The sequence below is a fragment of the Roseateles sp. GW821-FHT09B06 genome (assembly GCF_059418245.1).
The window spans coordinates 1-23,460 of the sequence record NZ_JBWKPM010000015.1 but is presented as its reverse complement, the minus strand read 5'-3'; the positions used below and the strand labels follow the sequence as shown (position 1 = coordinate 23,460).

Annotated in this window: 18 protein-coding genes; 6 read left to right on the top strand and 12 right to left on the bottom strand. The window is 72.6% G+C overall.

Annotated features, from left to right (window positions below):
- Position 1: 1 nt before the first annotated feature.
- From AC07OQ_RS14290 to AC07OQ_RS14275, 4 genes are all read right to left on the bottom strand, one after another.
- On the bottom strand, positions 2–1,123 hold the full coding sequence (locus AC07OQ_RS14290; RefSeq protein ID WP_495053796.1) for an acyl-CoA dehydrogenase family protein: 1,122 nt from the start codon (positions 1,121–1,123) through the stop codon (positions 2–4).
- 16 nt (positions 1,124–1,139) lie between these two features.
- Positions 1,140–2,339 carry an acyl-CoA dehydrogenase family protein gene (locus AC07OQ_RS14285; protein ID WP_495053795.1) on the bottom strand — a complete coding sequence of 400 codons (1,200 nt, stop codon included), beginning with the start codon at positions 2,337–2,339 and terminating at the stop codon, positions 1,140–1,142.
- Between the two features lie 153 nt (positions 2,340–2,492).
- Positions 2,493–3,179: a retropepsin-like aspartic protease family protein gene (locus tag AC07OQ_RS14280; protein ID WP_495053794.1), complete on the bottom strand. Its 687-nt coding sequence runs from the start codon at positions 3,177–3,179 to the stop codon at positions 2,493–2,495.
- A gap of 7 nt (positions 3,180–3,186) precedes the next feature.
- The gene (locus AC07OQ_RS14275) at positions 3,187–3,681 is read right to left on the bottom strand and encodes a YajQ family cyclic di-GMP-binding protein (RefSeq protein WP_495053793.1); all 495 of its coding nucleotides are present in this window, start codon (positions 3,679–3,681) and stop codon (positions 3,187–3,189) included.
- A 72-nt stretch (positions 3,682–3,753) separates the two neighbouring features.
- Here AC07OQ_RS14275 and murB point away from each other — a divergent pair, with 72 nt between their 5' ends.
- Positions 3,754–4,824 carry a UDP-N-acetylmuramate dehydrogenase gene (murB, locus tag AC07OQ_RS14270; protein ID WP_495053792.1) on the top strand — a complete coding sequence of 357 codons (1,071 nt, stop codon included), beginning with the start codon at positions 3,754–3,756 and terminating at the stop codon, positions 4,822–4,824.
- A gap of 3 nt (positions 4,825–4,827) precedes the next feature.
- Here murB and AC07OQ_RS14265 read toward each other — a convergent pair whose 3' ends face one another.
- The 5 genes from AC07OQ_RS14265 to AC07OQ_RS14245 form a co-directional block, all read right to left on the bottom strand.
- The gene (locus tag AC07OQ_RS14265) at positions 4,828–7,023 is read right to left on the bottom strand and encodes an ATP-binding protein (RefSeq protein ID WP_495053791.1); all 2,196 of its coding nucleotides are present in this window, start codon (positions 7,021–7,023) and stop codon (positions 4,828–4,830) included.
- A 2-nt stretch (positions 7,024–7,025) separates the two neighbouring features.
- Complete coding sequence (locus AC07OQ_RS14260; protein ID WP_495053790.1) at positions 7,026–7,541, bottom strand: putative pterin-binding protein; 516 nt, start codon at positions 7,539–7,541, stop codon at positions 7,026–7,028.
- An 83-nt stretch (positions 7,542–7,624) separates the two neighbouring features.
- On the bottom strand, positions 7,625–8,758 hold the full coding sequence (locus tag AC07OQ_RS14255) for an ABC transporter permease (protein ID WP_495053789.1): 1,134 nt from the start codon (positions 8,756–8,758) through the stop codon (positions 7,625–7,627).
- Positions 8,755–9,693 carry an ABC transporter ATP-binding protein gene (locus AC07OQ_RS14250; RefSeq protein ID WP_495053788.1) on the bottom strand — a complete coding sequence of 313 codons (939 nt, stop codon included), beginning with the start codon at positions 9,691–9,693 and terminating at the stop codon, positions 8,755–8,757. The genes AC07OQ_RS14255 and AC07OQ_RS14250 overlap by 4 nt, the downstream gene beginning before the upstream one ends.
- Entirely contained in the window at positions 9,690–10,652 is a 963-nt protein-coding gene (locus tag AC07OQ_RS14245) for an HlyD family secretion protein (RefSeq protein WP_495053787.1), read from the bottom strand. Before AC07OQ_RS14245 ends, AC07OQ_RS14250 begins: the two co-directional genes overlap by 4 nt.
- A 106-nt stretch (positions 10,653–10,758) precedes the next feature.
- Between AC07OQ_RS14245 and AC07OQ_RS14240 the strand changes: the two genes are divergently transcribed.
- Positions 10,759–12,465: a long-chain fatty acid--CoA ligase gene (locus AC07OQ_RS14240; protein WP_495053786.1), complete on the top strand. Its 1,707-nt coding sequence runs from the start codon at positions 10,759–10,761 to the stop codon at positions 12,463–12,465.
- 131 nt (positions 12,466–12,596) lie between these two features.
- Here AC07OQ_RS14240 and AC07OQ_RS14235 read toward each other — a convergent pair whose 3' ends face one another.
- The gene (locus AC07OQ_RS14235; RefSeq protein ID WP_495053785.1) at positions 12,597–13,220 is read right to left on the bottom strand and encodes a cysteine hydrolase family protein; all 624 of its coding nucleotides are present in this window, start codon (positions 13,218–13,220) and stop codon (positions 12,597–12,599) included.
- A 160-nt stretch (positions 13,221–13,380) separates the two neighbouring features.
- On the opposite strand from AC07OQ_RS14235, the gene AC07OQ_RS14230 reads away from it, so the two are divergent.
- Positions 13,381–14,358 carry a tripartite tricarboxylate transporter substrate binding protein gene (locus AC07OQ_RS14230; protein ID WP_495053784.1) on the top strand — a complete coding sequence of 326 codons (978 nt, stop codon included), beginning with the start codon at positions 13,381–13,383 and terminating at the stop codon, positions 14,356–14,358.
- Here the strand turns inward: AC07OQ_RS14230 and AC07OQ_RS14225 are convergent.
- Positions 14,339–17,014: an ATP-binding protein gene (locus AC07OQ_RS14225; protein WP_495053783.1), complete on the bottom strand. Its 2,676-nt coding sequence runs from the start codon at positions 17,012–17,014 to the stop codon at positions 14,339–14,341. The genes AC07OQ_RS14230 and AC07OQ_RS14225 overlap by 20 nt on opposite strands.
- Positions 17,015–17,100: 86 nt before the next feature.
- Here AC07OQ_RS14225 and AC07OQ_RS14220 point away from each other — a divergent pair, with 86 nt between their 5' ends.
- On the top strand, positions 17,101–19,881 hold the full coding sequence (locus AC07OQ_RS14220) for an ATP-binding protein (RefSeq protein ID WP_495053782.1): 2,781 nt from the start codon (positions 17,101–17,103) through the stop codon (positions 19,879–19,881).
- Here the strand turns inward: AC07OQ_RS14220 and AC07OQ_RS14215 are convergent.
- Positions 19,860–20,684 carry an oxidoreductase gene (locus AC07OQ_RS14215; protein ID WP_495053781.1) on the bottom strand — a complete coding sequence of 275 codons (825 nt, stop codon included), beginning with the start codon at positions 20,682–20,684 and terminating at the stop codon, positions 19,860–19,862. The genes AC07OQ_RS14220 and AC07OQ_RS14215 overlap by 22 nt on opposite strands.
- A gap of 264 nt (positions 20,685–20,948) precedes the next feature.
- Between AC07OQ_RS14215 and AC07OQ_RS14210 the strand changes: the two genes are divergently transcribed.
- Positions 20,949–21,620, top strand: a complete 672-nt coding sequence (locus AC07OQ_RS14210) for a LuxR C-terminal-related transcriptional regulator (protein ID WP_495053780.1) — start codon at positions 20,949–20,951, stop codon at positions 21,618–21,620.
- A 93-nt stretch (positions 21,621–21,713) separates the two neighbouring features.
- The coding region (locus AC07OQ_RS14205; protein WP_495053779.1) for a sensor histidine kinase at positions 21,714–23,460 on the top strand (1,747 nt) is incomplete at its 3' end.

Below are 23,460 nucleotides of genomic sequence, written 5' to 3'. Positions count from 1 at the left end.
GTCAGGCGAACACGCCGGCGCCGTCCTGCATGCGGGCGCTGACCTCGCCCAGATGGTGCAGGCTGTCGCCGAACTGCATCTCCATTGCGGTCAGGCGCTTGAAGTAATGGCTGCCGACATATTCGTCGGTGACGCCGATGCCGCCATGCAGCTGGATGCATTGCTGGCCGACGAAGCGCATCGACTGGCCCAGCTGCAGCTTGGCCTGCGACAGCGCGCGGCGCCGCGCGGCGGGTGCCTCGCCCAGCTTCAGGGTGGCGAAATAGCTCATCGAGCGCGCCAGCTCCAGCTGCATCTTCACATCGGCCATGCGGTGGCGCAGGGCCTGGAAGCTGGCGATCGCGACGCCGAACTGCTTGCGCGTGTTCAGGTACTCGACGGTCAGCCCGACCAGCTTGTCCATCGCGCCGACGGCTTCGGCGCACAGCGCGGCGATGCCCACGTCGACGGCCAGCTCCAGCACGGCCAGACCCTGCTCGGGCCCGACCAGCAGGGTGGCGGGCGCCTGGTCCAGGCTCAGCTCGGCGGCCCGCGAGCCGTCCTGCAGGCCGTAGGGTCGGGTCGCGACGCCGGCGGCGCCGCGCTCGACCAGGTAGAGCGCGATGCCGTCCGCGCCGCCGTCCGCCGTTCGGGCCGGCACGATGAAGGCGTCGGCCCGATCCCCGGCGGGCACCAGGCTCTTGGCGCCGCTGAGCGTCTGGCCCTCGGCGCGCGTCGCGACCCGGTCGAGCCGGTAGCGGGCGCCGCGTTCCTGATGGGCCAGCACGATCAGGGCCTCGCCGCCGGCGATCCTGGGCAGCCAGGCGGCCTGCACCGCAGCCGGCGCATGGCGCAGCACCGTGGGGGCGATCAGGCCGGCCTGGGCATAGGGCTCCATCACGATGCCGCGGCCCAGTTCCTCCATCACCACCATGGCCTCGACCGGGCCGAAACCCAGTCCGCCCTGGTCCTCGGGCACGGCCAGGGCCGTCAGGCCCAGGCCCACCAGGCCGTCCCAGGCCGCGCGGTCGAAGCCGCCGGCCCGGGCGATGGCATGGCGGCGCTCGAAGCCATAGTCCTTGTCCACCCAGCGGCGCACCGCATCGCGCAGCGATTCCTGGTCCTCGGTGAAATCGAAATCCATGTTGTCGTCTCCTGGTTCAGCCGAGCAGGGTCTGGGCCACGATATTGCGCTGCACCTCGTTGGAGCCGCCGTAGATCGTGGTCTTGCGATAGTTGAAATAGGTGCTGGCCAGCGGCGCGCAATGGGCGGCGGCGCCCGGCCAGAGGCCGCCCAGGGCCTGGTCGCCCTGCCAGCCGGCTTCCATGGCCTCGTGGATGAAGGGCAGGGCGTAGGGGCCGGCCGCCAGCATCATCAGCTCGGTATAGCGCTGCTGGATCTCGCTGCCGCGGATCTTCAAGAGACCGGCCACCTCCAGCGACTGCTTGCCCGATTTCTCGGCCGACAGCACGCGCAGCACCATCATCTCCAGCGCCACCAGGTCCACCTCCAGCTGGGCGATCTGGTCGCGGAAGCGGCTGTCCTCGAACACGCCCTCGGCCTTGGCGATGCGCTTCAGGCGCTCCAGCTCGCGCTTGCCGCGGTTCACGTCGGCGATATTGGTGCGCTCATGGGCCAGCAGGTATTTGGCATAGGTCCAGCCCTTGTTCTCCTCGCCGACCAGGTTCTCGGCGGGCACCTCGACATTGTCGAAGAACACCTCGTTCACTTCGTGCTCGCCATCCAGCATGATGATGGGGCGCACCGTGACGCCGGGCGACTTCATGTCGATCAGCAGGAAGGAAATGCCGGCCTGCGGCTTGACCGTTGGATCGGTGCGCACCAGGCAGAAGATCCAGTCGCCATACTGGCCCAGCGTGGTCCAGGTCTTCTGGCCGTTGACGATGTAGTGGTCGCCACGGCGCTCGGCGCGGGTCTTGACCGAGGCCAGGTCCGAGCCCGAGCCCGGCTCGCTATAGCCCTGGCTCCACCAGACCTCGCCGCTCATGATGCCCGGCAGGTGCTGGCGCTGCTGCTCTGGCGAACCGAAAGCCATGATCACCGGGGCCACCATCACCGGGCCGAAGGGCACGACCCGCGGTGCACCGGCCAGCGCGCACTCCTCCTCGAACAGATGGCGCTGCACCGCGTTCCAGCCCGGGCCGCCGAACTGCTTGGGCCAGGCCCAGCCATGCCAGCCCTTCTTGCCGAGGATCTTGGCCCAGCGCTGCAGATCGTCCTTGTTCAGGCGCAGGGCGTTGTGCACCTTGTGGCTGATGTCCTTGGGCAGGTTCTCGGCCACCCATTGCCGGATCTCGGCGCGGAAGGCCAGTTCCTCCGGGGTGAAGTTCAGGTCCATGATGTCGGTCTCCTCATTCGGCGCTGCTGAGGTTTTAGCACGATCGTTCGGTTTTTCCTTGTCTCTGGCGAGACAAGGGCCGGGTTTCTACCGACGGATGCCCTCATCGGAGACCGGCCGGCGCGGCGCGCCGGCGGGCGTCGTGGACCGGCTTCAGTAGCGCAGATCCAGCGTCATCAGGTCGTTCTCGCGCCGCATCTGGAAGCGCGTCAGGAAACTGTTGCCCAGCAGCACATGGCTCATCTGTGCGGGTACCACCAGGGCATCGACATTGCGCACCTCGACATCGCCGATGCGCAGCGTGGCCAGCTGCAGCAGATAGGCGGGCACCGAGCCGTTGGCGGTCTGCGTCATCACGCGCCGGCCTTCGCGGAAGTTCAGACCCAGGCGCTCGGCCTCGGCCTGGGCCAGCGACACATTGGTGGCGCCGGTGTCGACCAGGAACTGGGTGGCGCGGCCGTTGATGCTGCCGCTGGCGACGAAATGGCCGCCGGGTCCGGAGGACAGCACGATCTGCCGGCCCGAGCCGCCCGCGGCCTGGCCGCCGCCGACCCGCGCAGGCGAGGCACCCAGCAGCAGGGTCTGGCGCTTGCCGCCCGACTCCACCACGGCGCGGTCGTTTTCGAGAGAGAGCAACGTGATGCCGGCGACGGTCTGGCCCAAGGGCACGGTGCGCGGCTCGCCGTTGATCAGGAGCAGGGCGGCCTTCTGGCCCAGGCTGCCCTGCAGGCTCAGGCTGGGGCCGTCCTGCCGGGGCGCGGGCTGGGCTGGCGCCAGCAGCGGCACCAGCAGTGCGCACAGGATCAGCTTGCCGCAGAGTCCGGGGAAGGCGGGCCGCATGGGGCGACTACTTGCGGTAGTTGTCGAAGCTCAGCGGGAGCTCAGCCATGTCCTTGCGCAGCACGGCCTGGGCGGCCTGCAGATCGTCAAGGTTCTTGCCGGTGATGCGCACCATATCGCCTTCGATGGCGGCCTGCACCTTGAGCTTGCTGTTCTTGATGGCGGCGACGATCTTCTTGGCATCGGCCGCCTCCAGGCCGGCCTTGATCTTGTAGACCTGCTTGACCCGGTCGCCGCCCAGCTTCTCGATCTTGTCCTGCTTGTCGACGAAGCCCAGCACCACGCCCTGCTTGGTCAACTTGGCGTAGAGCACCGCCTCGATCTGCTCGAGCTGGAACTCGGCGTCGCCGGTGGCGTGGATCTCCTTGTCCTTGTCCTTGAACTCGATGGCGGCGCTGGTGCCCTTGAAATCGAAACGGGTGGCGATTTCCTTGGCGCTGGCGTCCACGCTGTTGCGGACCTTGACCATGTCGGGCTCTAGAACGGTGTCGAAGCTGGGCATCTTGAATCTGGCGGCTGGGTGGCTGGGACGGGCGGGGCCGGGCCCCGGGGAATCTTCTGGGAGAATTCTGCCATGCAGTCCGCCGCCTTCCCCCCGTCCGAACCGCGCGCCAGCGTCGCGATCGAGGCGGACGTCAATCTCAAGCCCTACAACAGCTTCGGCCTGCCGGCGCTCGCCCAGCGCCTGGTGCGCATCCGCGAGGAGGCCGATGTGCGCCGCGTCGTCGACCATCCCGAGCTGGGCCGCGCGCCCAAGTTCGTGCTGGGCGGCGGCAGCAATATCGTGCTGACGCGCGATGTGCAGGCGGTGGTGCTGAAGATGGAGATTCCCGGCATCCGCCTGCTGGAGGAGCGCGCCGACGCCTGGATCGTCGAGGCCGGCGCCGGCGTGGCCTGGCATGATCTGGTGGCCTGGACCGTCGAGCAGGGCTACCCCGGACTGGAGAATCTGGCCCTGATCCCGGGCACGGTGGGCGCCGCGCCGGTGCAGAACATCGGCGCCTATGGCATCGAGCTGAAGGACCGCTTCGACAGCCTGGACACGGTGGACCTGGTGACCGGCCGCAGCGTGTACCTGCCGGCCTCGGTGTGCCGCTTCGGCTACCGCGACAGCGTCTTCAAGCAGGAGGGCTTTGGCGGCCTGGCCGGCAAGAGCGTGATCACCAAGGTGCGGCTGCGCTGCCCCAAGCCCTGGGTGCCGCAGCTGGACTACCTGGACCTGCAGCGCAAGATCGCCGAGACCGGCATCACGGCGCCGGACGCGCGCCAGATCTTCGACTGGGTGTGCGAGATCCGCCGCGCCAAGCTGCCCGACCCGGCGCGCATCGGCAATGCCGGCAGCTTTTTCAAGAATCCGGTGGTCAGCGAGGAGCAATGCCGCGACATCATCGGCCGCGACCCCGGCATCGTGCATTACCCGATGCCCGACGGCAGCATCAAGCTGGCCGCCGGCTGGCTGATCGACGCCTGCGGCTGGAAGGGCAAGTCGGTGGGCGGTGCGGCGGTCTACGAGCGCCAGGCCCTGGTGCTGGTGAACCGCGGCGAGGCGCGCGGCGCCGAGGTCGTGACCTTGGCGCGGGCCATCCAGGAAAGCGTCTACGGGCGCTTCGGCATCCGCCTGGAGCCCGAGCCCCTGCTGCTCTGAGCCCTAGATCAGGCCGCGCTCGGCGCACAGCGCCGTGCTGCGCTCCAGCGCGGCGATCAGCGCGCTGCCGTGGCGGCCCAGCACCGGCGGCGCCGCACCGCGCTTGGCTTCCTGTTCCAGTTCGCGGGCCGCCGCGGTCACCTCGCTGAGGCCCAGGCTGGCGCTGGCGCCCTTGATCGCATGGGCGGTGGCGCGCAGCGCCGGCGCATCGACCGGCTGCAAGGCCTGGCGCAGGCGCTGCAGGCTGAGCGGCAGCTCGTCCACGAAGCTGCGGTACAGGCCCGGCACCTTGCCCGGCGGCAGGGTGCGGCGCAGGATCTGCAGCACCTGGTCGTCGAAGTCCGTGGCCGAGGGCGGCATGGGCGCGGCGGCCGGCGCCGGATGCGCCTGGCGATGGATCGCCGCCGCCAGGGTCTGCATGTCCACCGGCTTGGCCAGGAAGTCGACCATGCCGGCCTGCAGCGCGCGCTCGCGCGATTCCTCGAAGGCATCGGCCGACAGCGCGATGATCGGCACCCGCGCCCGGGCGCCGGGCAGCGCGCGGATCGCGCGGCAGGCCTCGTAGCCATCCATCACGGGCATGTGCAGGTCCATCAGCACCAGGTCGAAGCCCTGCAGCTCCAGGCGCTGCAGCGCCTCGAAGCCGTTCTCGCAGAACACCGCGCGGTGGCCCAGCCGCTCCAGCACGGCCTCCATGAACTGCCGGTTGGTGGCATGGTCCTCGGCCACCAGGATCTGCAGCGGGCGCGTCGCCGGCTGCGCGCCGGGCTGCGCCTCCAGGCGCGGCGCGGGCGCTGCGCAGGCGGGCAGCGGCAGTTCCACGCTGAAGCGCGAGCCGCGGCCCGGCTCGCTGCTCACCAGGATGTCGCCGCCCATGGCGCGCGCCAGATTGCGCGAGATCTCCAGGCCCAGGCCGGTGCCGCCATGGCGGCGCGAGCTGGTGGCGTCGCCCTGGCTGAAGCGCTGGAACAGGCGTTCCTGCAGCGCCGGTTCGATGCCGGCGCCGGTGTCGCTGATCGTGAAGCGCAGCCGCGCGCCGTCGCCGCGCGTGAGCTGAAGGTCCACGCGACCCTGCTCGGTGAACTTGAGCGCATTGCTGAGCAGGTTCAGCAGGATCTGGCGCAGCCGCGTCGGGTCGGCGCTGATCCAGGCCGGCACGTCGTCGGCCTGGCCGATGGCCAGACCCAGACCCTTGGCGCGCGCCTGCGGCTGGCACAGCTCCTCCAGCTCGCGCAACAGGCGGGCCGGCTGCACCGGCTCGGGCTGGATCGTGATCGCGCCGGCCTCCATCTTGGACACATCGAGGATGTCGTTCAGGATGGCCAGCAGGTGGCGCGCCGAGTTGCTGGCCGACTGCAGCTGCAGATGCTGATCGGGGCGCAGCGGCGTTTCCTTCAGCAGGCCCAGCATGCCCAGCAGGCCGTGCAGCGGCGTGCGCAGCTCGTGGCTCATATTGGCCAGGAACACGCTCTTGGCGCGGCTGCCGGCCTCGGCCTCCAGGCGCGCCTCGCGCAGGTTCTGCGTCAGCTTCTCCTGGGCGCGGGCATGGCGTTCCAGGCTGCGCAGCTGGCGCGCCACGATCAGCGCGAAACCGAGGATCAGCGCGCATTGCAGCACCGTCAGCCACAGGCTCAGCGCGCTCTGCCGGCGCACCAGCTCGTTGCGCTCGCTGACCTGGGCCGCCACATGATGGGAGGCGGTCAGCGACAGGTCGTGGATCGGGTGGGCCAGCGTGGCCAGCCGCGTCAGCGCCTCTTCCACGCGCGCCGGCTGCGCGGCGATCAGCGCGGCGTCCAGCGGCAGCGCGTCGGCCCATTGCACGAAGGCGCGGCTGCTTGTCAGCGTGGCGCGGTAGTCGGGGTGGTTGCTGAGCACCTTGGCGCCATGCTCGCCTTCCACCAGACTCAGCCGGCTGACAAAGATCTCATAGCGCTGCGCCGCCGCCTGGGCCGATCCCGGCCCGGGCAGGCGCAGGCTCTCGCCCAGCTGGGTGCGCAGCTTCAGGTATTCGCTCTCCAGCTGGAACAGGCTCCAGACCAGGTAGTCGTCCTGGTAGGAGCGGGTGGCGTTGAGCTGCTCCAGCTGGCGCGTCTGCAGCACGCCGACGGTGCCGAACACCAGCAGCAGCAGCGCGCCCATGGCCGCCAGCAGCCGGCGCAGGCGGCGGCGCGGATCGGGCTTGAGATCCTGGCCGCTCATGCTCACCGGATTTCCAGCGCCTTGAGCTGCCAGGCCGAGCGGCTGTAGTAGATGCTGTTGCGCAGCTTGGCGTCGCTGTCGAAGGGGTAGACGATGAACAGCGGGCCCTTGTCGCGCAAGGGCATCGGCCGCTCGTCCAGCAGCAGGGCCAGCAGCACATCGTGCTGGCGCACATCCTCCATCGGAATCGTCACCTTGTAGTCGTTCAGGGCGATCGCCTCGATGCTCCGGCCCTGGGCGCCCGCGGCGTCCAGCACGTCGCGCAGCAGCGGGCCGGTGAACTTGCGCGGCCCCGGATACCAGGGCGTTTTCTGGGTGATGCTGCGCTGGGGCAGGGCGGCCAGCATGTCCATGTCGAACAGGGCCTGGCCTTCGCGGTTGGGCTTGCCGACGCGGCCGCCGATGCTCAGCACCACCGCGCCGGCGGGCGATTGCAGGGCCTGCGCCGGGCCGGCGAGGCCCAGCAGGGGCAGGCCGAGCGCTCCCAGGGCGAAGCGGCGACGGGTCGGACGGGGCACGGAATCCCTCATGTTGTACTTTGTGCGATAGGCGGCGAGCGCATTCTAGGGGCGGGGCGGGGCGGGCCGTCTCAGCGCTCGCCCTAGTCCAAGGTGCGGCGATATCGTGCCAGCGCCAGCGCACCGGCCGCCAGCAGGAAGGCCAGCATCGGCCAGAGCTCGGGCAGCAACTCGGCCGCGCTGCTGCCCTTGAGCATGATGCCGCGCACGATACGCAGGAAATGTGTCAGCGGCAGCAGCTCGCCCAGGGTCTGGGCCCAGCCGGGCATGCCGCGGAAGGGGAACATGAAGCCCGACAGCAGGATCGAGGGCAGGAAGAAGAAAAAGGTCATCTGCAGGGCCTGCAGCTGGTTGCGCGCCAGGGTCGAGAAGGTGAAGCCCACGCCCAGATTGGCCAGCATGAACACGCCGATCAGGGCCAGCAGCAGCGGCAGGCTGCCCAGCATCGGCACCTCGAACAGCAGGAAGGCCGCCCCCATGATCACCGCCAGCTGCAGATAGCCGATCAGCACATAGGGCAGGATCTTGCCCGCCATCACTTCCAGCGGACGCACCGGCGTGGCCAGCAGGTTCTCCATCGTGCCGCGCTCGCGCTCGCGCGTCATCGCCAGCGCGGTCAGCATCACCATGGTCATGGTCAGGATGGTGCCGATCAGGCCCGGCACGATGTTGTAGCGCGACAGGCCCTCGGGGTTGTAGCGCCGGTGCAGGCGCAGCTCGAAGGGGGCGGGGTCGGCGCGTAGCGGCGCCAGCGCGCCGCTCAGTTCGCGGTTCAGCGCGGTCTGCGCCAGCTGCTGCAGCGCCGCGATCGCGTTGCCGGAGGCCGAGGGGTCGGTCGCGTCGGCCGCCACCAGCAGGGCCGGTCGTTCGCCGCGCAGCAGCGTGCGCGTGAAGCCGGGCGGCACCACGATGATGAACTGCAGCTCGCCGCGGGCCATCAGCGCGTCGGCCTCGGCCTCGCTGGCCGGCTGGGCCGCGAGGCGGAAATAGCCGCTCAGGGCCAGGCCGCTGACCAGGCTGCGCGCCAGCGGTCCGGGGTCCTGCACGATCACCGCGGTGGGCAGGCCCTTGGGGTCGGTGTTGATCGCGTAGCCGAACAGCACCAGCTGCAGCACCGGCACGCCGACCGCCATCGCGAAGGTCAGGCGGTCGCGCAGCATCTGCTGGAATTCCTTGACGAAGATCGCGCCCATGCGGGCCCAGGACCAGGCCTTCATGCGGCGCCGCCGGCGAAGTTGTCCTGCGCCCGCGCGATCAGGCTGATGAACACATCCTCCAGATTGGCCTCGGCGCGCGTGAGCCGCAGGCCCGGCGCGGCGCGCAGCGGCGCCAGCGCCCGCTCCAGCAGGGCCGGGTCCCGCCCCGCCACATGGATGGCATTGCCGAAGGCCGCCACGCTCAGCACCCCCGGCGCGGCCTTCAGCGGCTCGAGCCAGCGCTGCAGCCCCTCGCCCCGCAGCGACCAGACCGCCAGGCCGGCGTCGCGGATGATCTCGGCCTGGCTGCCGCGCGCCAGCAGCCGGCCGTAGGCGATGTAGACCAGCTCGTGGCAGCGCTCGGCCTCGTCCATGTAGTGGGTGGACACCAGCACCGTGATGCCCGCGTCGGCCAGGTGGTGGATCTGGTCCCAGAAGTCGCGCCGCGCCTTCGGGTCGACGCCGGCGGTCGGTTCGTCCAGCAGCAGCAGGCGCGGGGCGTGCAGCAGGCAGGCGGCCAGCGCCAGGCGCTGCTTCCAGCCCCCCGACAGCGCGCCCGCCAGCTGGCGCTGCCGGCTCGCCAGGCCCAGGCGTTCCAGCGCGTCGTCCACGGCCGCGCGCCGCTGCGGCAGCTCGAACAGGCGGGCGACGAAGTCCAGGTTCTCGCGGATCGACAGGTCCTCGTAGAGCCCGAACTTCTGCGTCATATAGCCCACCTGGCGCTTCAGCGCCGCAGCTTCGCGGCGGAAGTCCAGACCCAGGCAGCGCCCCTCGCCGGCATCCGGGGTCAGCAGGCCGCAGAGCATGCGCAGCGTGGTGGTCTTGCCGCTGCCGTTGGGGCCCAGGAAGCCGCAGATGCGGCCGCGCTGAACCTGCAGATCGATGCCGTCCACCACCGCGCGGCCGGCGTAGCGCTTCACCAGGCCGCGCACGTCGATCGCCAGTTCGGTGCTCATCGGGCGGCGGCCTCCGGCCGCACATCGAGCGGCTGACCCGGGTGCAGACGCTCGGCATCCGCGGTGCGCTCGGGCCGGGCCTCGACCATGAAGACCAGCTTGGCGCGCTGGGCGTTGGAGTAGATCACCGGCGGCGTGTACTCGGCCTGCGCCGCGATGAAGCTGATGCGTGCGGCGATCGGCGCGCCGCAGCCGTCGCAGGCCAGCCGCACCGGCTGACCCAGGGCCAGGCGTCCCAGCTCGGCCTCGGGCACGAAGAAGCGCGCCTTGCGTCGCTCGGCCGGCAACAGGGACAGCACCGGCTGGCCGGCCGGCACCCATTCGCCGCCGCGGTAGAAGACCCCGGTGATGCGGCCGGCCTGGGGGGCGTTCTGGCGCGTCTGCTGCAGGCGCCAGTCGCTCTGCGCGCGCACGCCGCTGGCCGCCTCGGCGAGCGCATGGGCGGCCTGGCGCGAGTCCTCGCGCGCCGGCAGGCGGGCGCTCAGCAGCGCGGCCTCCAGCTCGGCCACCCGGGCCTCGGCCTGGCGCAGCTGCAGCGCCGCGTCGTCGACGCGGGCCCGGGCCACGAAGCCCTGGCCCAGCAGCTCATGCTGGCGCTGCCATTCGGCGCGCGCCAGCGCGGCCTGGCTCTGGGCCTGGCGCAGCTGGGCCCGGCTGATGGCCAGCTCCTCGCGGCGCCGGCCCTTGTCGCTGTCCTCGGCCTGGAAGCGCGCGCTGTCCAGCCTTGCCCGCGCCTCGGCGGCGGCGGCGCGCTCCAGCGTGCCTTCCAGTGCGAACAGGGGCTGGTCCGCGCGCACCGCGTCGCCCTCGCGCACCGCCAGCTCGGCCAGGCGTCCGGCCACCGGCGCCGCCAGATAGAGGGTCTCGCCCTCGGCGTAGCCCGACCAGGCCGGCGGCTCGGCGTCGCGGCCGCAGGCGCTCAGGATCAGCAGCAGCGCGAGCGGGGCGGTCTTGTGCATGGGCCGATGCTAGCCCGATCGGCCGCGCCGCCACCGCTTGTCGCTCGCGCGACAAACGGGCGCGGCGTCGCATCGGAAGATGCGGCGAAACAAGGAGACCGACGGAATGACGCATGCGCAGCCCAGCCCGACCCAGCGCCCGACCCAGCATTACTGGCCCAGGCGCCTGCCGCGCCGCCTGGCCGTGCCGCAGACCTCGCTCTGGTTCAACCTGGAGGTGGCCGCGGCCCGCTATCCCGACAAGGCCGCCACGCTGTTCTGCGGCGCCGAGCTGAGCTACGCCGAGTTGCGGCGGCAGGCCGAGGCCCTGGCCGGCTGGCTGCGGGCCCAGGGCGTGGCCAAGGGCGACCGGGTGGCGCTGTTCATGCAGAACTGCCCGCAGTACCTGGTCGCCTTCTATGCGGTGAACCGCGCCGACGCGGTGGCCGTGCCGGTCAACCCGATGAACAAGGCCGAGGAGTTCGGCCACTACATCAGCGATCCCGAGACCAAGGTGGTGATCTGCAGCGCCGAGCTGGCCGGCATCGTCGAGAACGCCAACGCGGCCCTGCCCGAGGCGCGGCGCCTGCGGGCCCTGCTGGTGACCCGCTATGCCGACATGCTGCCGGCCGCGATCGATCCCGAGCTGGGCCTGCCCGGGCCGATGCTGGACTGGCTGCGCGCCGACCCGGCGCTGCCGGCCGGGGTCACGCGCTGGCAGGCGGCGCTGGACGCCGGTCTGGCGCCGGGGCCGCACAGCGCCGGCCCCGACGACCTGGCGCTGCTGCCCTACACCTCGGGCACCACAGGCCTGCCCAAGGGCTGCATGCACAGCAACGCCACCCTGATGAGCAATGCCTGCGGCGGCAGCCAATGGGGCTTCGCCTCGGCCGAGAGCGTCGCGCTGGCCGTGGTGCCGATGTTCCACATCACCGGCATGCTCTACGGTGTGCTGGGCCCCATCTATCAAGGCCTGACCCTGGTCATCATGCCGCGCTGGGATCGCGAGCTGGCGGGGCGCCTGATCTCGCGCTACCAGGTCACGCATTGGACCTGCATCCCGACCATGATCATCGACCTGTTCGGCAGCCCCAACTACCAGAGCTTCGACCTCTCCAGCCTCAAGTACCTCAGCGGCGGCGGCGCGGCCATGCCGCAGGCGGTGGCCGAGCGGCTGCAGCGGGAATTCGGCCTGACCTTCGCCGAGGGCTACGGCCTGACCGAGACGGCCGCGCCCACCCATGCCAACCCTCCCGAGCATGCCAAGCTGCAATGCCTGGGCATCCCGATCTTCGGGGTGGACTCGCGCGTGCTCGATCCCGAGACCCTGGACGAGCTGCCCGCCGGCGCGGTGGGCGAGATCGTCAGCCATGGCCCGATGGTGTTCAAGGGCTACTGGCGGCAGCCCGAGGCCACGGCCGCGGCCTTTGTCGAGATCGAGGGCAAGCGCTTCTTCCGCACCGGCGACCTGGGCCGGGTGGACGAGGAGGGCTTCTTCTTCATCACCGACCGCCTCAAGCGCATGATCAACGCCAGCGGGTACAAGGTCTGGCCCTCCGAGGTGGAGATGCTGCTTTACAAGCACCCGGCGGTGCAGGAGGCCTGCATCATCGCGGCCAAGGACGCCTACCGCGGCGAGACGGTCAAGGCCGTCGTCGTGCTGCGCGCCGGCGCCGAGGGCACGACGGCCGAGGACATCGTGGTCTGGGCGCGCGAGCACATGGCGGCCTACAAGGTGCCGCGCATCGTCGAATTCGCGCCGGCCCTGCCCAAGTCCGGCTCGGGCAAGGTGATGTGGCGCCTGCTGCAGGAGCGCGAGCAGGGCGCGGCCTGAGCCGGCCGGAACCAGGTCTCAGGCGCCGCCGAACTTCAGGAAGGCCGCGACCGCGGCTTTCGACATACTGGTTCGGCGTGTCGACGGCGGAGGGCATGGATTCGCGTGCGCTCATGGAGCTCCTGCGGCGTTCATAACGCCCGCGGCAGGGCCGCGAGCAGCTCCTCGGTGGACAGGATGGCGTGGGCGTAGCTGGGCCCGTTGATCTCGTGGGCGGCGCGCATCGCGTCGGCCGAGAAGGCGGCGGTGGCGTCGCGCACCAGGGTGACGTGGTAGCCCAGTTCGGCCGCGAAGCGGCCGGTCGTCTCCACGCAGGTGTTGGCCAGCATGCCGATCAGGATCAGCCGGTGCACGCGGTGCTGCTTGAGCTGCAGATCGAGATCGGTGTTGGCGAAGCCGCTGCCCGACCAATGCTCCTTGATCATCACGTCCGCGGCCTGCGGCGCGAAGTCCGGATGCCATTCGCCGCCCCAGCTGCCGGCGGCGAACACCTGCATCTTGTGGCCGCCCAGCTGATAGGGCGTCGGATGCTTCCAGCCCCTGAAGTCGTCGGGCAGGGCGCGGTGATGCGGCACGTAGAAGACCGTGATGCCGGCCGCGCGCGCGGCGGCGACGATGCTCCGCATATGGGCGACCGTCTGCACCGCGTCCGCCACCAGCCTGGCCAGCGCCTGCAGCTTGCCGCCATCGCTGAGGAAGTCGTTGTAGGGATCGATCAGCAGCAGGGCGGTGTCGTCGCGGGTGTAGGCGTTCATGGTCGGCTCGGGTGGATGGAGTCCCCCCAGCATGCCCGGCGCGCCCGCGGCACGCATGGCTGTTAAGCCCTGGAGCGCATCGTCCCGCCGGTCGGGGGCCGGGCTACTCCTTTTGGGGAATGGCGTTGGCGATCGCGCCCGGCTCGGCCATCATCCCGGCATGAACCCCGCTTCGATGCCGCGACGGCGCGCTTTGCTGTTGGCCATGCTGGCCGCCGCGACCGGGCGCGCCCGCGCCGAGGCGCCGCTGCGGCTGCTGGTGGCCTATGCCGCCGGCGGGCCGGCCGATCTGGTGGCGCGCCAGTTGATGAGCGTGCTGCAGCCCGGCCTGCCGCGGCCGGTGCGGGTCGAGAACCTGCCCGGCGCCGGCGGCGCCCTGGGCGTGCAGCGCCTGCTGGCCGGGCCCGCCGACGGCAGCCAACTGCTGGTGGGCACGCCCAGCGAAGCCATCGTCGCGCCGCTGCTGAACCCGGCCCTGCAGTACCGGCCCCGGCAGCTCCGGCTGCTGGGGCTGGCCAGCCGCGTGCCGATGGCCCTGGTCGGCGGTGTCCACCTGCCGCAGACCGGTCTGGCGAGCCTGCTCGCCGCGCACCGCTCCCAGGGGGCGCAGGGCCTGAACTACGGCAGCTTCGGCGTGGGCTCGCTGGCCCATCTGGCCGGACATGATTTTGCCGAGCGCACGGGCTTGCAAATGCTGCACGTGCCCTTTGGCGGCGCCGCGCCGCTGCAGCGCGAACTGCAGGCGGGGCGGGTCGATCTGGCCTTCCTGCCGCTGAGCGCCGGGCTGGCCGAGCAACTGGCCGCGGGCCGCCTGCGCCTGTACGGCCCGGCCACGGCGCAGCGCGATCCCCGCTACCCGGCCACGCCGACGGTGGACGAGGGGGCCGGCATTCAGGGCAGCAGGCACGGCATCTGGACCGGCCTGTTCCTGCCGGGCCAGGCCGGCGACGCCGCGGCGGGCGCGGCCAAGGAACTGCTGGACCGGGTGCTGCGCGGCCCGGCCTACCGCCAACTGAAGCTGTCCGAGGGCGTCGAGCCCGGAACCCCGCTGAGCCTGCCCGAGGCCCAGCGGTTCTACGATGAAGAGATTGCCCGCTACCAGGGCATCGTGGCCGGTGTCAGCCTGCGGCTTGACTGAGGCTGGCCTCGATCCGCCGGGTCCAGGCCGCGGCGCCCTGGGCCTGCGCCAGCGCCAGCGCCGCCGCCAGCCGCTGGCGCAGCGCGGCGAGGTCGATCTCGCCCCGCTGCCAGGCCGTGACGGCCAGCATGCGCTGCAACTCGGCCGCGCACCAGCCGGCCGCGCCCTGCCGCAGGCGCTGCAGGGCCTGCGGACTGACGAGGCGCGCGTCCAGCGTGGCCAGCAGGTCGGCGCGGCTGGGATGGCGGGCGAACTCGTCCAGCCAGTCGGGCGCCGCGTCGCCGCCCGGGGCCTCCAGCCAGTCCAGCAGGCATTCGTACATGCGGCTCCAGCCCAGCCAGAAGCCCAGCGAATGCTGGTGCACGCAGCGGCTCAGCAGCGCCGCGCGTTCGCGCGCCAGCGCGATGTCGCCGGCCCACAGCGCCAGCGGCAGGCCGATCAGGGCCAGGGTGAAGGTGAGCGTGAAGCCATGCTGCTGCTCGGTCGCGCGCCGGATCGCGTCGGCCACCAGGGCCTGGGCCTCGCCGGTCTCGCCCTGCAGCCACAGGATGCGCGCCAGCGTGGCCTGGGCCGCGGCCTGGTGATCGAGCTGGTGGATGCTGCCGTGCAGGAAGCGCAGCTGGGCCGCCCCCGGCTCCAGCGCGCGCCGTGCCAGGGCGCTGGCCTGCGGCTGCGCGCCGCGCATGTGCAGGCTCAGTGCCAGCAGGCGGTGCGCGGCCAGCTCGGCCTGGGCATCGCCCAACTCGGCCGCGAGCCGGGAAAAGTCTTCGGCAAAGCCCAGCGCGGCGGCATAGTCGGCGCGCATCACCTGCAGGGTGAACAGGCTCCACAGCGCGCGCAGCTGGTCGCGCGGCCGCGCCTGCGCGCGCGCCAGCGCCAGCGCCCGGCCCAGGGCGGCGGCGCCGGGCTCGCCAGGCCCCTCGATCTGCAGCCGCGCATGACCTTCGGCGAGGGCCAGGCGCAGGCCCTGCAGCGCATCCTCGGGCAGCCCGGCGGCCAGCGCCTGGGCCTGCCGCAGGCGCGGCAGGTACTCCTGCAGCAGGCCCAGATGGAACCACAGCGGCGCCGAGGCCCCGCACAGCGCCACGGCCAGCCCGGCATCGCCGCCGGGGCCGGCGGCCCAGTCCAGCGCGGCGCGCAGATCGGCAATGTCCTGTTCATGGGCGGCGCGCCAGGCGGCCGGCGAAGCCTGGCGATCGGCCTCCTGGGCCGCCTCCATCAGGCTCAGCAGGTGCTCGGCATGGCGGCGCGCCAGGGCCGCATCCTCGCCGCTGTGCTGCAGCCGGGCGAGCGCGAATTCGCGGGTGCTGGCCAGCAGGCGGAACTGCGGGTCGCTGCCGCCGGCATGCGGGCTTAGCAGCGATTTGGCCACCAGGCTGGCCAGGCCGGCGATCACCTGCTCGGCGGTCAGCGGTTCGCCTGCCGTGACCGCCAGCGCCGCGGCCAGCGTGAAGCGGCCGCGGAACTGCGCCAGGCGGCGCAGCAGGCGCTGCTCGGCGGGGGCCAGGGTCTCGTAGCTCCAGGCCAGCGTGGCCTGCAGGCTTTGCTGGCGTGCCGGCGCGGTGCGCGGTCCCGGGCCCAGCAGCGACAGGCGCCGCTGCAGCAGGGCGGCCAGCTCCGGCAGGCCGAAGGCCGCGAGCTTGGCGGCCGCCAGCTCGATGGCCAGCGGATTGCCCTCGAGCCGCTCGCAAAGCCCGACCAGCAGCGGCAGCTCGACGGCCGTGGGGCGGAACTCCTGCATCTGGGCCTGGGCGCAGTCGACGAACAGGGCCAGGGCCGGGTACTGCAGGGCCTGCTCCAGCGCGGCCTCGGGCGGCGGCGCCGACAGCGGCGCCAGGCGCAGCACCGCCTCGCCCCGGATGCGCAGCGGCTCCCGGCTGGTGGCCAGGATGCGCAGCCGCGGCGCCCCCTGCAGCAGCGCCTCGGCCAGGCCGGCGGCGGCGTCGATCACATGCTCGCAGTTGTCCAGCACCAGCAGCAGCGCGCGCTCGTGCAGATAGGCCAGCAGCCGCGCCAGCGGTGCATCCGGCACCGGCAGGCCCAGGGCCATCGCCACGGCGGCGGGCAGCAGCGCGGGATCGGTCAGCGGCGCCAGGTCCACGAAGCAGGGCGCGCCCAGGTCCATGCCCTGGTCCGCGGCGAGGCGCTCGGCCGCGGCGCAGGCCAGGGTGGTCTTGCCGATGCCGCCCGGGCCGGTCAGGGTCAGCAGGCGCTGGCCGGCCGCGCGCACCAGCAGGGCCTGCAACTCGGCCGCGCGCCCCAGCATGGGGCGCAGGCGCAGCGGCAGCGCCGTGCCCGGCACCGCTGCCGCCTCCGCAGGCGGCGTGACCGGTGCAATGAACCGGTAGCCGCGCCCCGGTATGTTCTCGATCCAGCGCTGGCCTGCGCTTTCGCCCAGGCTGCGGCGCAGGTTGGAGATGTGCACCCGCAGGCTGCCTTCCTCCACCACCGTGCCGGGCCAGGCCTGCGCCATCAGCGCGCGCTTGTCCTGCACCTGGCCGGGGCGCTCGGCCAGGGCCAGCAGCAGCGCCAGCTCGCGCGCGCCCAGCGGCACCGGCGTGCCATCGCGCAGCAGACGGCGCCGGGCCGGCTGCAGCAAGAAGGGGCCGAAGCGCAGCTCGACGGCCCCGGACGGAGAGGCGGGTTCGGGATTCAAGGCCGGCTCATGCTACGTCATTCGGGGTGGGGCCAGGTCTTGACATCGCATACCATGACGACAGCCCTCGAAAGCAGCACAACGCCATGCAGACAGAACCGGCGCTGAATTTCGGTCCCTTCACCCTGCAGCCGGCCCAGCGCGTGCTGCTGGAGGGCGCGCAGCCGGTGCACCTGGGCGGGCGCGCCTTCGACCTGCTGCTGGCCCTGCTGGAGCGGCCCGGCGAGGTGCTGTCGACGCCGGAGCTGCTGGCGCGGGTCTGGCCCGGCAGCGTGGTCGAGCCGGGCAGCGTGCGCGTGCACCTGTCGGCGCTGCGCAAGGCGCTGGGCGATGGGCGCAACGGCCGGCGCTTCATCATCAACGTGCCGCCCGGCGGCTACTGCTTTGTCGAGCCGCTGGGCACGGCCGCCGCCGCGGCGGCGGTCGCGGATCCTGCGCTGCTGCTGCCCGGCCTGCCGCCGGCGCCCATGCTGATCGGCCGCGCCGAGCTGGTCGACGAACTGGTGCGGCAACTGCCGCAGCGCCGCCTGCTCACCCTGGTTGGACCCGGCGGCATCGGCAAGACCTCGCTGGCCCTGGCCGCGCTGCCGCGCCTGGCGGGTGCCTATGCCCAGGGGCTGCGCTATGTGGAGCTGGCGCCGCTGAGCGACGAGCCGCGCGTGCTCGGCGCGCTGGCCGCGGCCCTGGGGCTGGCCTTGCCGGCGCGCGATCCGCTGCAGGGTCTGGCCGCCTATCTGCGCGACAAGAACATGCTGATCGTGCTGGACAACTGCGAGCAGGTGATCGACGCGGTGGCGCGCCTGGCCGAAGCCCTGCTGCTGGCCGCGCCCGAGGTGCATCTGCTGGCCACCAGCCGCGAGCCGCTGCGCATCCCGGGCGAATGGGTGCAGCGCCTGGGCTCGCTGCGCGTGCCGCCGGCCGGCGCGCTCGATGCGGCCGAGGTGCTGACCTATCCGGCCGCCCAGCTCTTCCTGGAGCGCGCCAGCGCCAGCCTCGGCGCGATCGAGCTGGCGGCCGACGAGGCCCAGGCGCTGGGCGCGATCTGCCGCGGGCTGGACGGCATCCCGCTGGCCATCGAGCTGGCCGCGGCCAGCGTCGACGCCTTCGGCCTGCGCGGCCTGGCCGGCCAGCTGGACCATGGCCTGGCGCTGCTGACCCATGGGCGGCGCACCGCGCTGCCGCGCCATCGCACCCTGCGCGCCACCTTGGACTGGAGCCATGGCCTGCTGTCCGAGGGCGAGCGGCGCCTGCTGCGCCGCCTGGCGGTGTTCCGCAGCCATTTCACGCTGGCGGGCGCGCTGGCCATCTGCGACGACGATGGCTGCGGCGACAGCGCCGAGCTGCTGGCCAGCCTGGTGGCCAAGTCGCTGCTGAATGCCGATATGCGCGGCGAGCCGGTGCAGTACTGGCTGCTGGAGGTCACGCGCGAATACGCGGCCGAGCGCCTGGCCGAGAGCGGCGAGGCGGCGCTGCTGGCGCGCCGCCACGCGGCCTATCTGTGCAGGCTGTTCGAGCAGGCCGCGGCCGAGCGCGAGCGCAGCGTGCCGGCGCAGTGGCTGGCCCGCTACGGCCGCGGCATCGCCGACCTGCGAACGGCCATGGCCTGGGCGCTGGGCCCCGCCGGCGATGCGGGGCTCGGCGCGGCCCTGCTGGCCCAGGCCGCGCCGCTGTGGTTCGGCCTGTCGCTGATGGCCGAGTTCCGCCAACTGGCCGAGCAGGTGCTGGCCCTGGACCTGGCCACGCCGGCCCAGGCCCTGGCCCTGCACGAGGCCTACGGCCATGCGCTGTGGCACACGGCCGGCGCCGATCCGGCCACGGCGCGCAGCTTCGGCCGTGCGCTGGAGCTGGCCGAGCAGTTGGGTGCCACGGCGCACCGGCTGCGCGCGCTGTGGGGCCTGTGGCTGATCTGCAATACCAACGGCGACTATGCCGGCTCGGTGAGCCTGGCCGAGCGCTTCGGCGACATCAGCGCGCGGCTGCCGGATCCCGCCACGCGCCTGACCCACGAGCGCATGATGGCGCTGGGCCTGCATCTGCACGGTCAGCAGGCGCGCGCCAGGACGCATGCGCAGCATCTGCTGGACCAGCCGGTCAGCATCAATCTGGCGGCGCGCAACAGCGGCTTCCAGTTCGACCAGCGCGTCGCCGCGCTGACGGTGATGGCGCGCACGCTGTGGATCCACGGCCGGGCCGAGCAGGCGCTGCGCTGCGCCGAGGCCGCCGTCGAGGAGGCGCTGAGCATCGGGCATGCGCTGTCGCTGTGCTACGCGGTGGCCAACGGCTGCGCGCCGGTGGCCTTCTGGGCCGGCGAGCTGGCGCTGGCGCGGCGCTTCAACGCGCTGCTGCTGGCGCGCGCGGGCGAGCATTCGCTGGCCTTCTGGCAGGCCTTTGGCGAGGGCTACGCCCTGCTGTTGCGCGAGGACGCGCCGTGCGCCAGCCTGCGCGAGTTGACGCATCCGGCGCAAAGCCTGCTGCTGCTGGAAACCATGTGCACGGTGCGGCCGCATCTGATGGACGAGCGCCTGAGCGCGCGCGCCGACAGCGGCCTGGGGGGCTGGTGCGCGGCCGAGCTGCTGCGCATCCGGGGCGAGCAGCGGCTGGCGCGCGCCGGGGCCGCCTCGCCCGACGCCCGGCCCGATGCCCAGTCCGATGCCGGGGTGCTGTTCCGCCGCGCCATGGCCCTGGCCGAGGGCCAGCAGGCGCTGGCCTGGGCGCTGCGCGCGGCGACGAGCCTGGCACGGCTGCTGCGCGAGCAGGACCGGCGCGCGGCCGCGCGCGCGACGCTGGAGCCGGTGCTGGCGCGCTTCACCGAGGGCTTCGACGGGCCCGATCCGCGCGCCGCCGATCAGCTGCTGCAATCGCTCTGACGCAATTGCTGCAGCAGGGCGGGCCTGTCCAGGAAGGCGCGCCCGAAGCCGACGGCGTCGGCCCGGCCCTCGGCCAGCAGCCGCTCGGCGCTCTCGGGGTCGAAGCCGCCGGAGACCAGCAGGGGGCAGGGCGGTCGCGCCGCCGGGACCGCGTCCGGCCGCGGCCCGTTCCCCGGCAGCGCCGGCCAGGGGGCGGCGAGGTGCAGATAGGCCAGCTGCGCCAGCGGCAGCTCCACCGGCAGCGCGCCGCGCTCCAGGCACAGGCCGATGCGGGACGCGCCCCACAGGCCGACCAGCATGGCCAGCAACTCCGTCAGCAGCGCCAGCTCGCCGTCCCGCAGCAGCCGCGCCGGCAGCGCGCCATGGGCGGCGAGCAGCTCGATGGCGTCGAAGCCGGCGTCGCCGGCGTTCTCGGCGGCATTGCGGTAGTCGTCCAGCGCGGTGTCGAGCTGGCGCGGGCTCAGCGCCATGTCGGCGGCCAGCGGCTGGCCCAGCTGGGCGACGAGCAGGCCGCCCTGCTGCTGCAGCGCCCGGCTGATGTCGCGCCAGGGGTTGACCTGGGCGGCGCAGTAAAGCCCGCTGCTGCCCGGGTCGTGATGCAGCCAGGGCGAGACCGCCAGCGCCGCGCTGATCTGCAGGCCGCCGGGGCTGGCGCGCGCCAGATGGTGGCCGGCCAGCGCGCTGCCGGGCCGCCCCTCCTCGGCCAGGCCCAGGCTCAGCGCCGGCAGCACGACGCGGTGCTGCAGCGCCAGCGCGCCCAGGCGCAGCGGGGCCAAGAGATGGGGCCAGCGCGATCCCGACATGCATACTCCCGAGCGAGACAAGCCCATCTTGGTGCGCCCGCGCTCGCGCGGCCAGTTAATTGCTGTCAAGACTTGCAAACGGCGCCGACGGTCGGGCGGCGTCGGGAGCGGCGTTAGGGCCGGACTTTGCAAGTCTTGACAAGAGATAACTGGCGCGCGCCGGGCCCGGCGCCGAACATGCAGATGCCGCGGAACTCGGGCCGCCGCCAGCCGCAGCCCGCCGCTACCAGTTTCCTTCTCAACCTTCTGCCAGGAGCCACGACGATGGAACGCCACGATTCATCCTCTTCCCTGCTACCCGCGATCAAGGTGCTGCTGATGCATGCCGACCCGCTGCTGGCCCTGGGGCTGGCCGCGGCCCTGCAGCAGCAGCGCGACGTGCGGCTGTGCGGCTCGGCGCTGGAGCGCGCCGATGTCGTGATCGCCGACTATCCGACCGGCCGCCGGCTCGCCGCCGCACGGCGCCGCGGCATGGACGGCGAGGCCCGCATCCTGGTCGTGACCATGCAGGACCGCGAGCAGGAGGTGCGCGCCGCGCTGGAGGGGGGCGTGCACGGCTATATGCTGCTGGGCGCCTCGGTGGACGAGCTGCTGCAGGGCGTGCGCAGCCTGGCCCAGGGCGGGCGCTATCTGAGCCAGGCGGTGGTGCAGCGCATGGCCGACAGCCTGACGCGCGAGGCGCTGACCGCCCGCGAGACCGACGTGCTGCGGCTGCTGGCCCGCGGCGACTGCAACAAGAGCATCGCGCGCGAGTTGGATATCGCGGTGGGCACGGTCAAGGCCCATGTGAAAGGCATCCTGAACAAGCTGGAGGCCAGCTGCCGTACCCAGGCCGCCAGCATCGCGGCACAGCGCGGCCTGGTGGCGGCTCCCGCCGCCCCGGCGCGGCGCCTGCAGCCGCGGCCTGCGCAGAGCGCCACGCCGGCCTACGCCTGAACGGGGACAAGGCGGCGGCTTGATCTGGATTAATCGCGGCGGCGCCCGGACAGGCTCCAATGCCTGTCGGCTTACCGATGATCTTCTGCTGACATGCCGCTTCTCTTGGGGCCCGAGCGGGCCAAGGCCTCGCGCCACGCCGCGGGGCTGATGTTCTTGCTGGCCCTGCCGGCGCTGCTGCCGGTCGCGGCCCATGCGGGCCTGGGCCTGCCGCAGGCGGCCGCGCTGGCGCTGGCCCTGCTGTTGAGCCTGCTGGCGCAGACCTACTGGCGCCGCCTGGCCTTGCGGCTGGAGCGGGCCGAGCGCCGCTGGCATCTGCTGGCCGACCAGCTGGACCAGATGGTCTGGGTGTCGCAGCCGGGCCGGTCGGGGCTGACGGTGCTGAGTTCGGCGGCAGAGCGGATCTGCGGCCGCGCGGCCGGCGAGCTGCAGACCGAGCCGCGTGCGTGGCTGGAGCTGGTGCATCCCGAGGACCGTGCCGGCGTCGAGGCCTGCTGGCCGCTGCGCCCGGGCAGCACGCGCCGCATCGAATACCGCATCCGTCACCGCGACGGCGGCTGGCGCTGGGTGCGCGACCGCGCCACCGAGTTGCGTGACGAGCGGGGCGCCCCGCTGGGGCGGGCCGGCATCGTCGAGGACATCACGCGCCAGCGCGAGGCCGAGCTGCGCCTGCAGGCCCGCCAGCAGCAGCTGCTGGGCATGGTGGAAACGGCGACGGATGCGGTGATCACGGTCGATGCGCGCCAGCGCGTCGTGCAGTTCAACCGCGCCGCGGCCGCGCTGTTCCGCCTGCCGCAGCGCAAGGCCCTGGGCCGGCGCCTGGACCGCTTCCTGCCCGATGCGCGGCGCCACGCCGAACTGGTGGCCGGCCCGGCCATGGCCGAGGGGATTGCGTGCCGTGTCGGCGAGCACCAGGTGATGAAGGGCCTGCGCGCCGATGGCGAGACCTTTCCCTTCGAGGGCTCGATCTCGCGCTTCGGCGAGGGCGCGCAGCAGCTGATGACCGTGGTGTTGCGCGATGTCAGCGAGGCGCGGGCCATGGAGGCCGCGCGCCGCGCCCAGGAGCTGGCCGAGGCGGCCAACCGTGCCAAGACCGATTTCCTCTCGCGCATGAGCCATGAGTTGCGCACGCCGCTGAATGCGGTGCTGGGCTTCGCGCAGCTGCTGCGTGGCGGCCACGAGCTGCCCGAGGCGCAGGGCCAGCAGCTGGCGCAGATCGAGCGCGCCGGCTGGCACCTGGCCGAGCTGATCGACGATGTGCTGGATGTCTCGCGCATCGAGGCCGGGCGGGTGGCGGTCAGCCTGGGCTGCGTCGGCGCGCGCGCGGCGCTGGCCGAGGCGCTGCAGCTGAGCCTGCCGGCGGCGCAGCAGCGCGGCCTGCGTGTCCGCGCAGCGTTCAACGAGGCGCCGGACCTGCGCCTGCGCGCCGATCCGGTGCGGCTGCGCCAGGTGCTGCTGAACCTGCTGTCCAACGCGACCAAATACAACCGCGAGGACGGCGAACTGAGCCTGAGCCTGCGCGCCGAGGCGGGGCAGGCGCTGATCGAGATCGCCGACACCGGCATCGGGATGAGCGAGCAGCAGCTGGCCCATCTGTTCGAGCCCTTCAACCGCCTGGGGCGCGAGCACAGCGGCATCCAGGGCACCGGCATCGGCCTGGTGCTGTCGCGCCAGCTGATGGCGCTGATGCAGGGCGCGCTGGAGGTCGACAGCCGGCCCGGCCAGGGCACCCGCGTGCGGTTGCGCCTGCCGCTGGCGCAACCGGCCGCCGAGCCGGAACCGGCCGCGAGGCCGGCGGCGGCGCCCGCGGCGCGCGGGGGCGCGCCGCGGGGCACGGTGC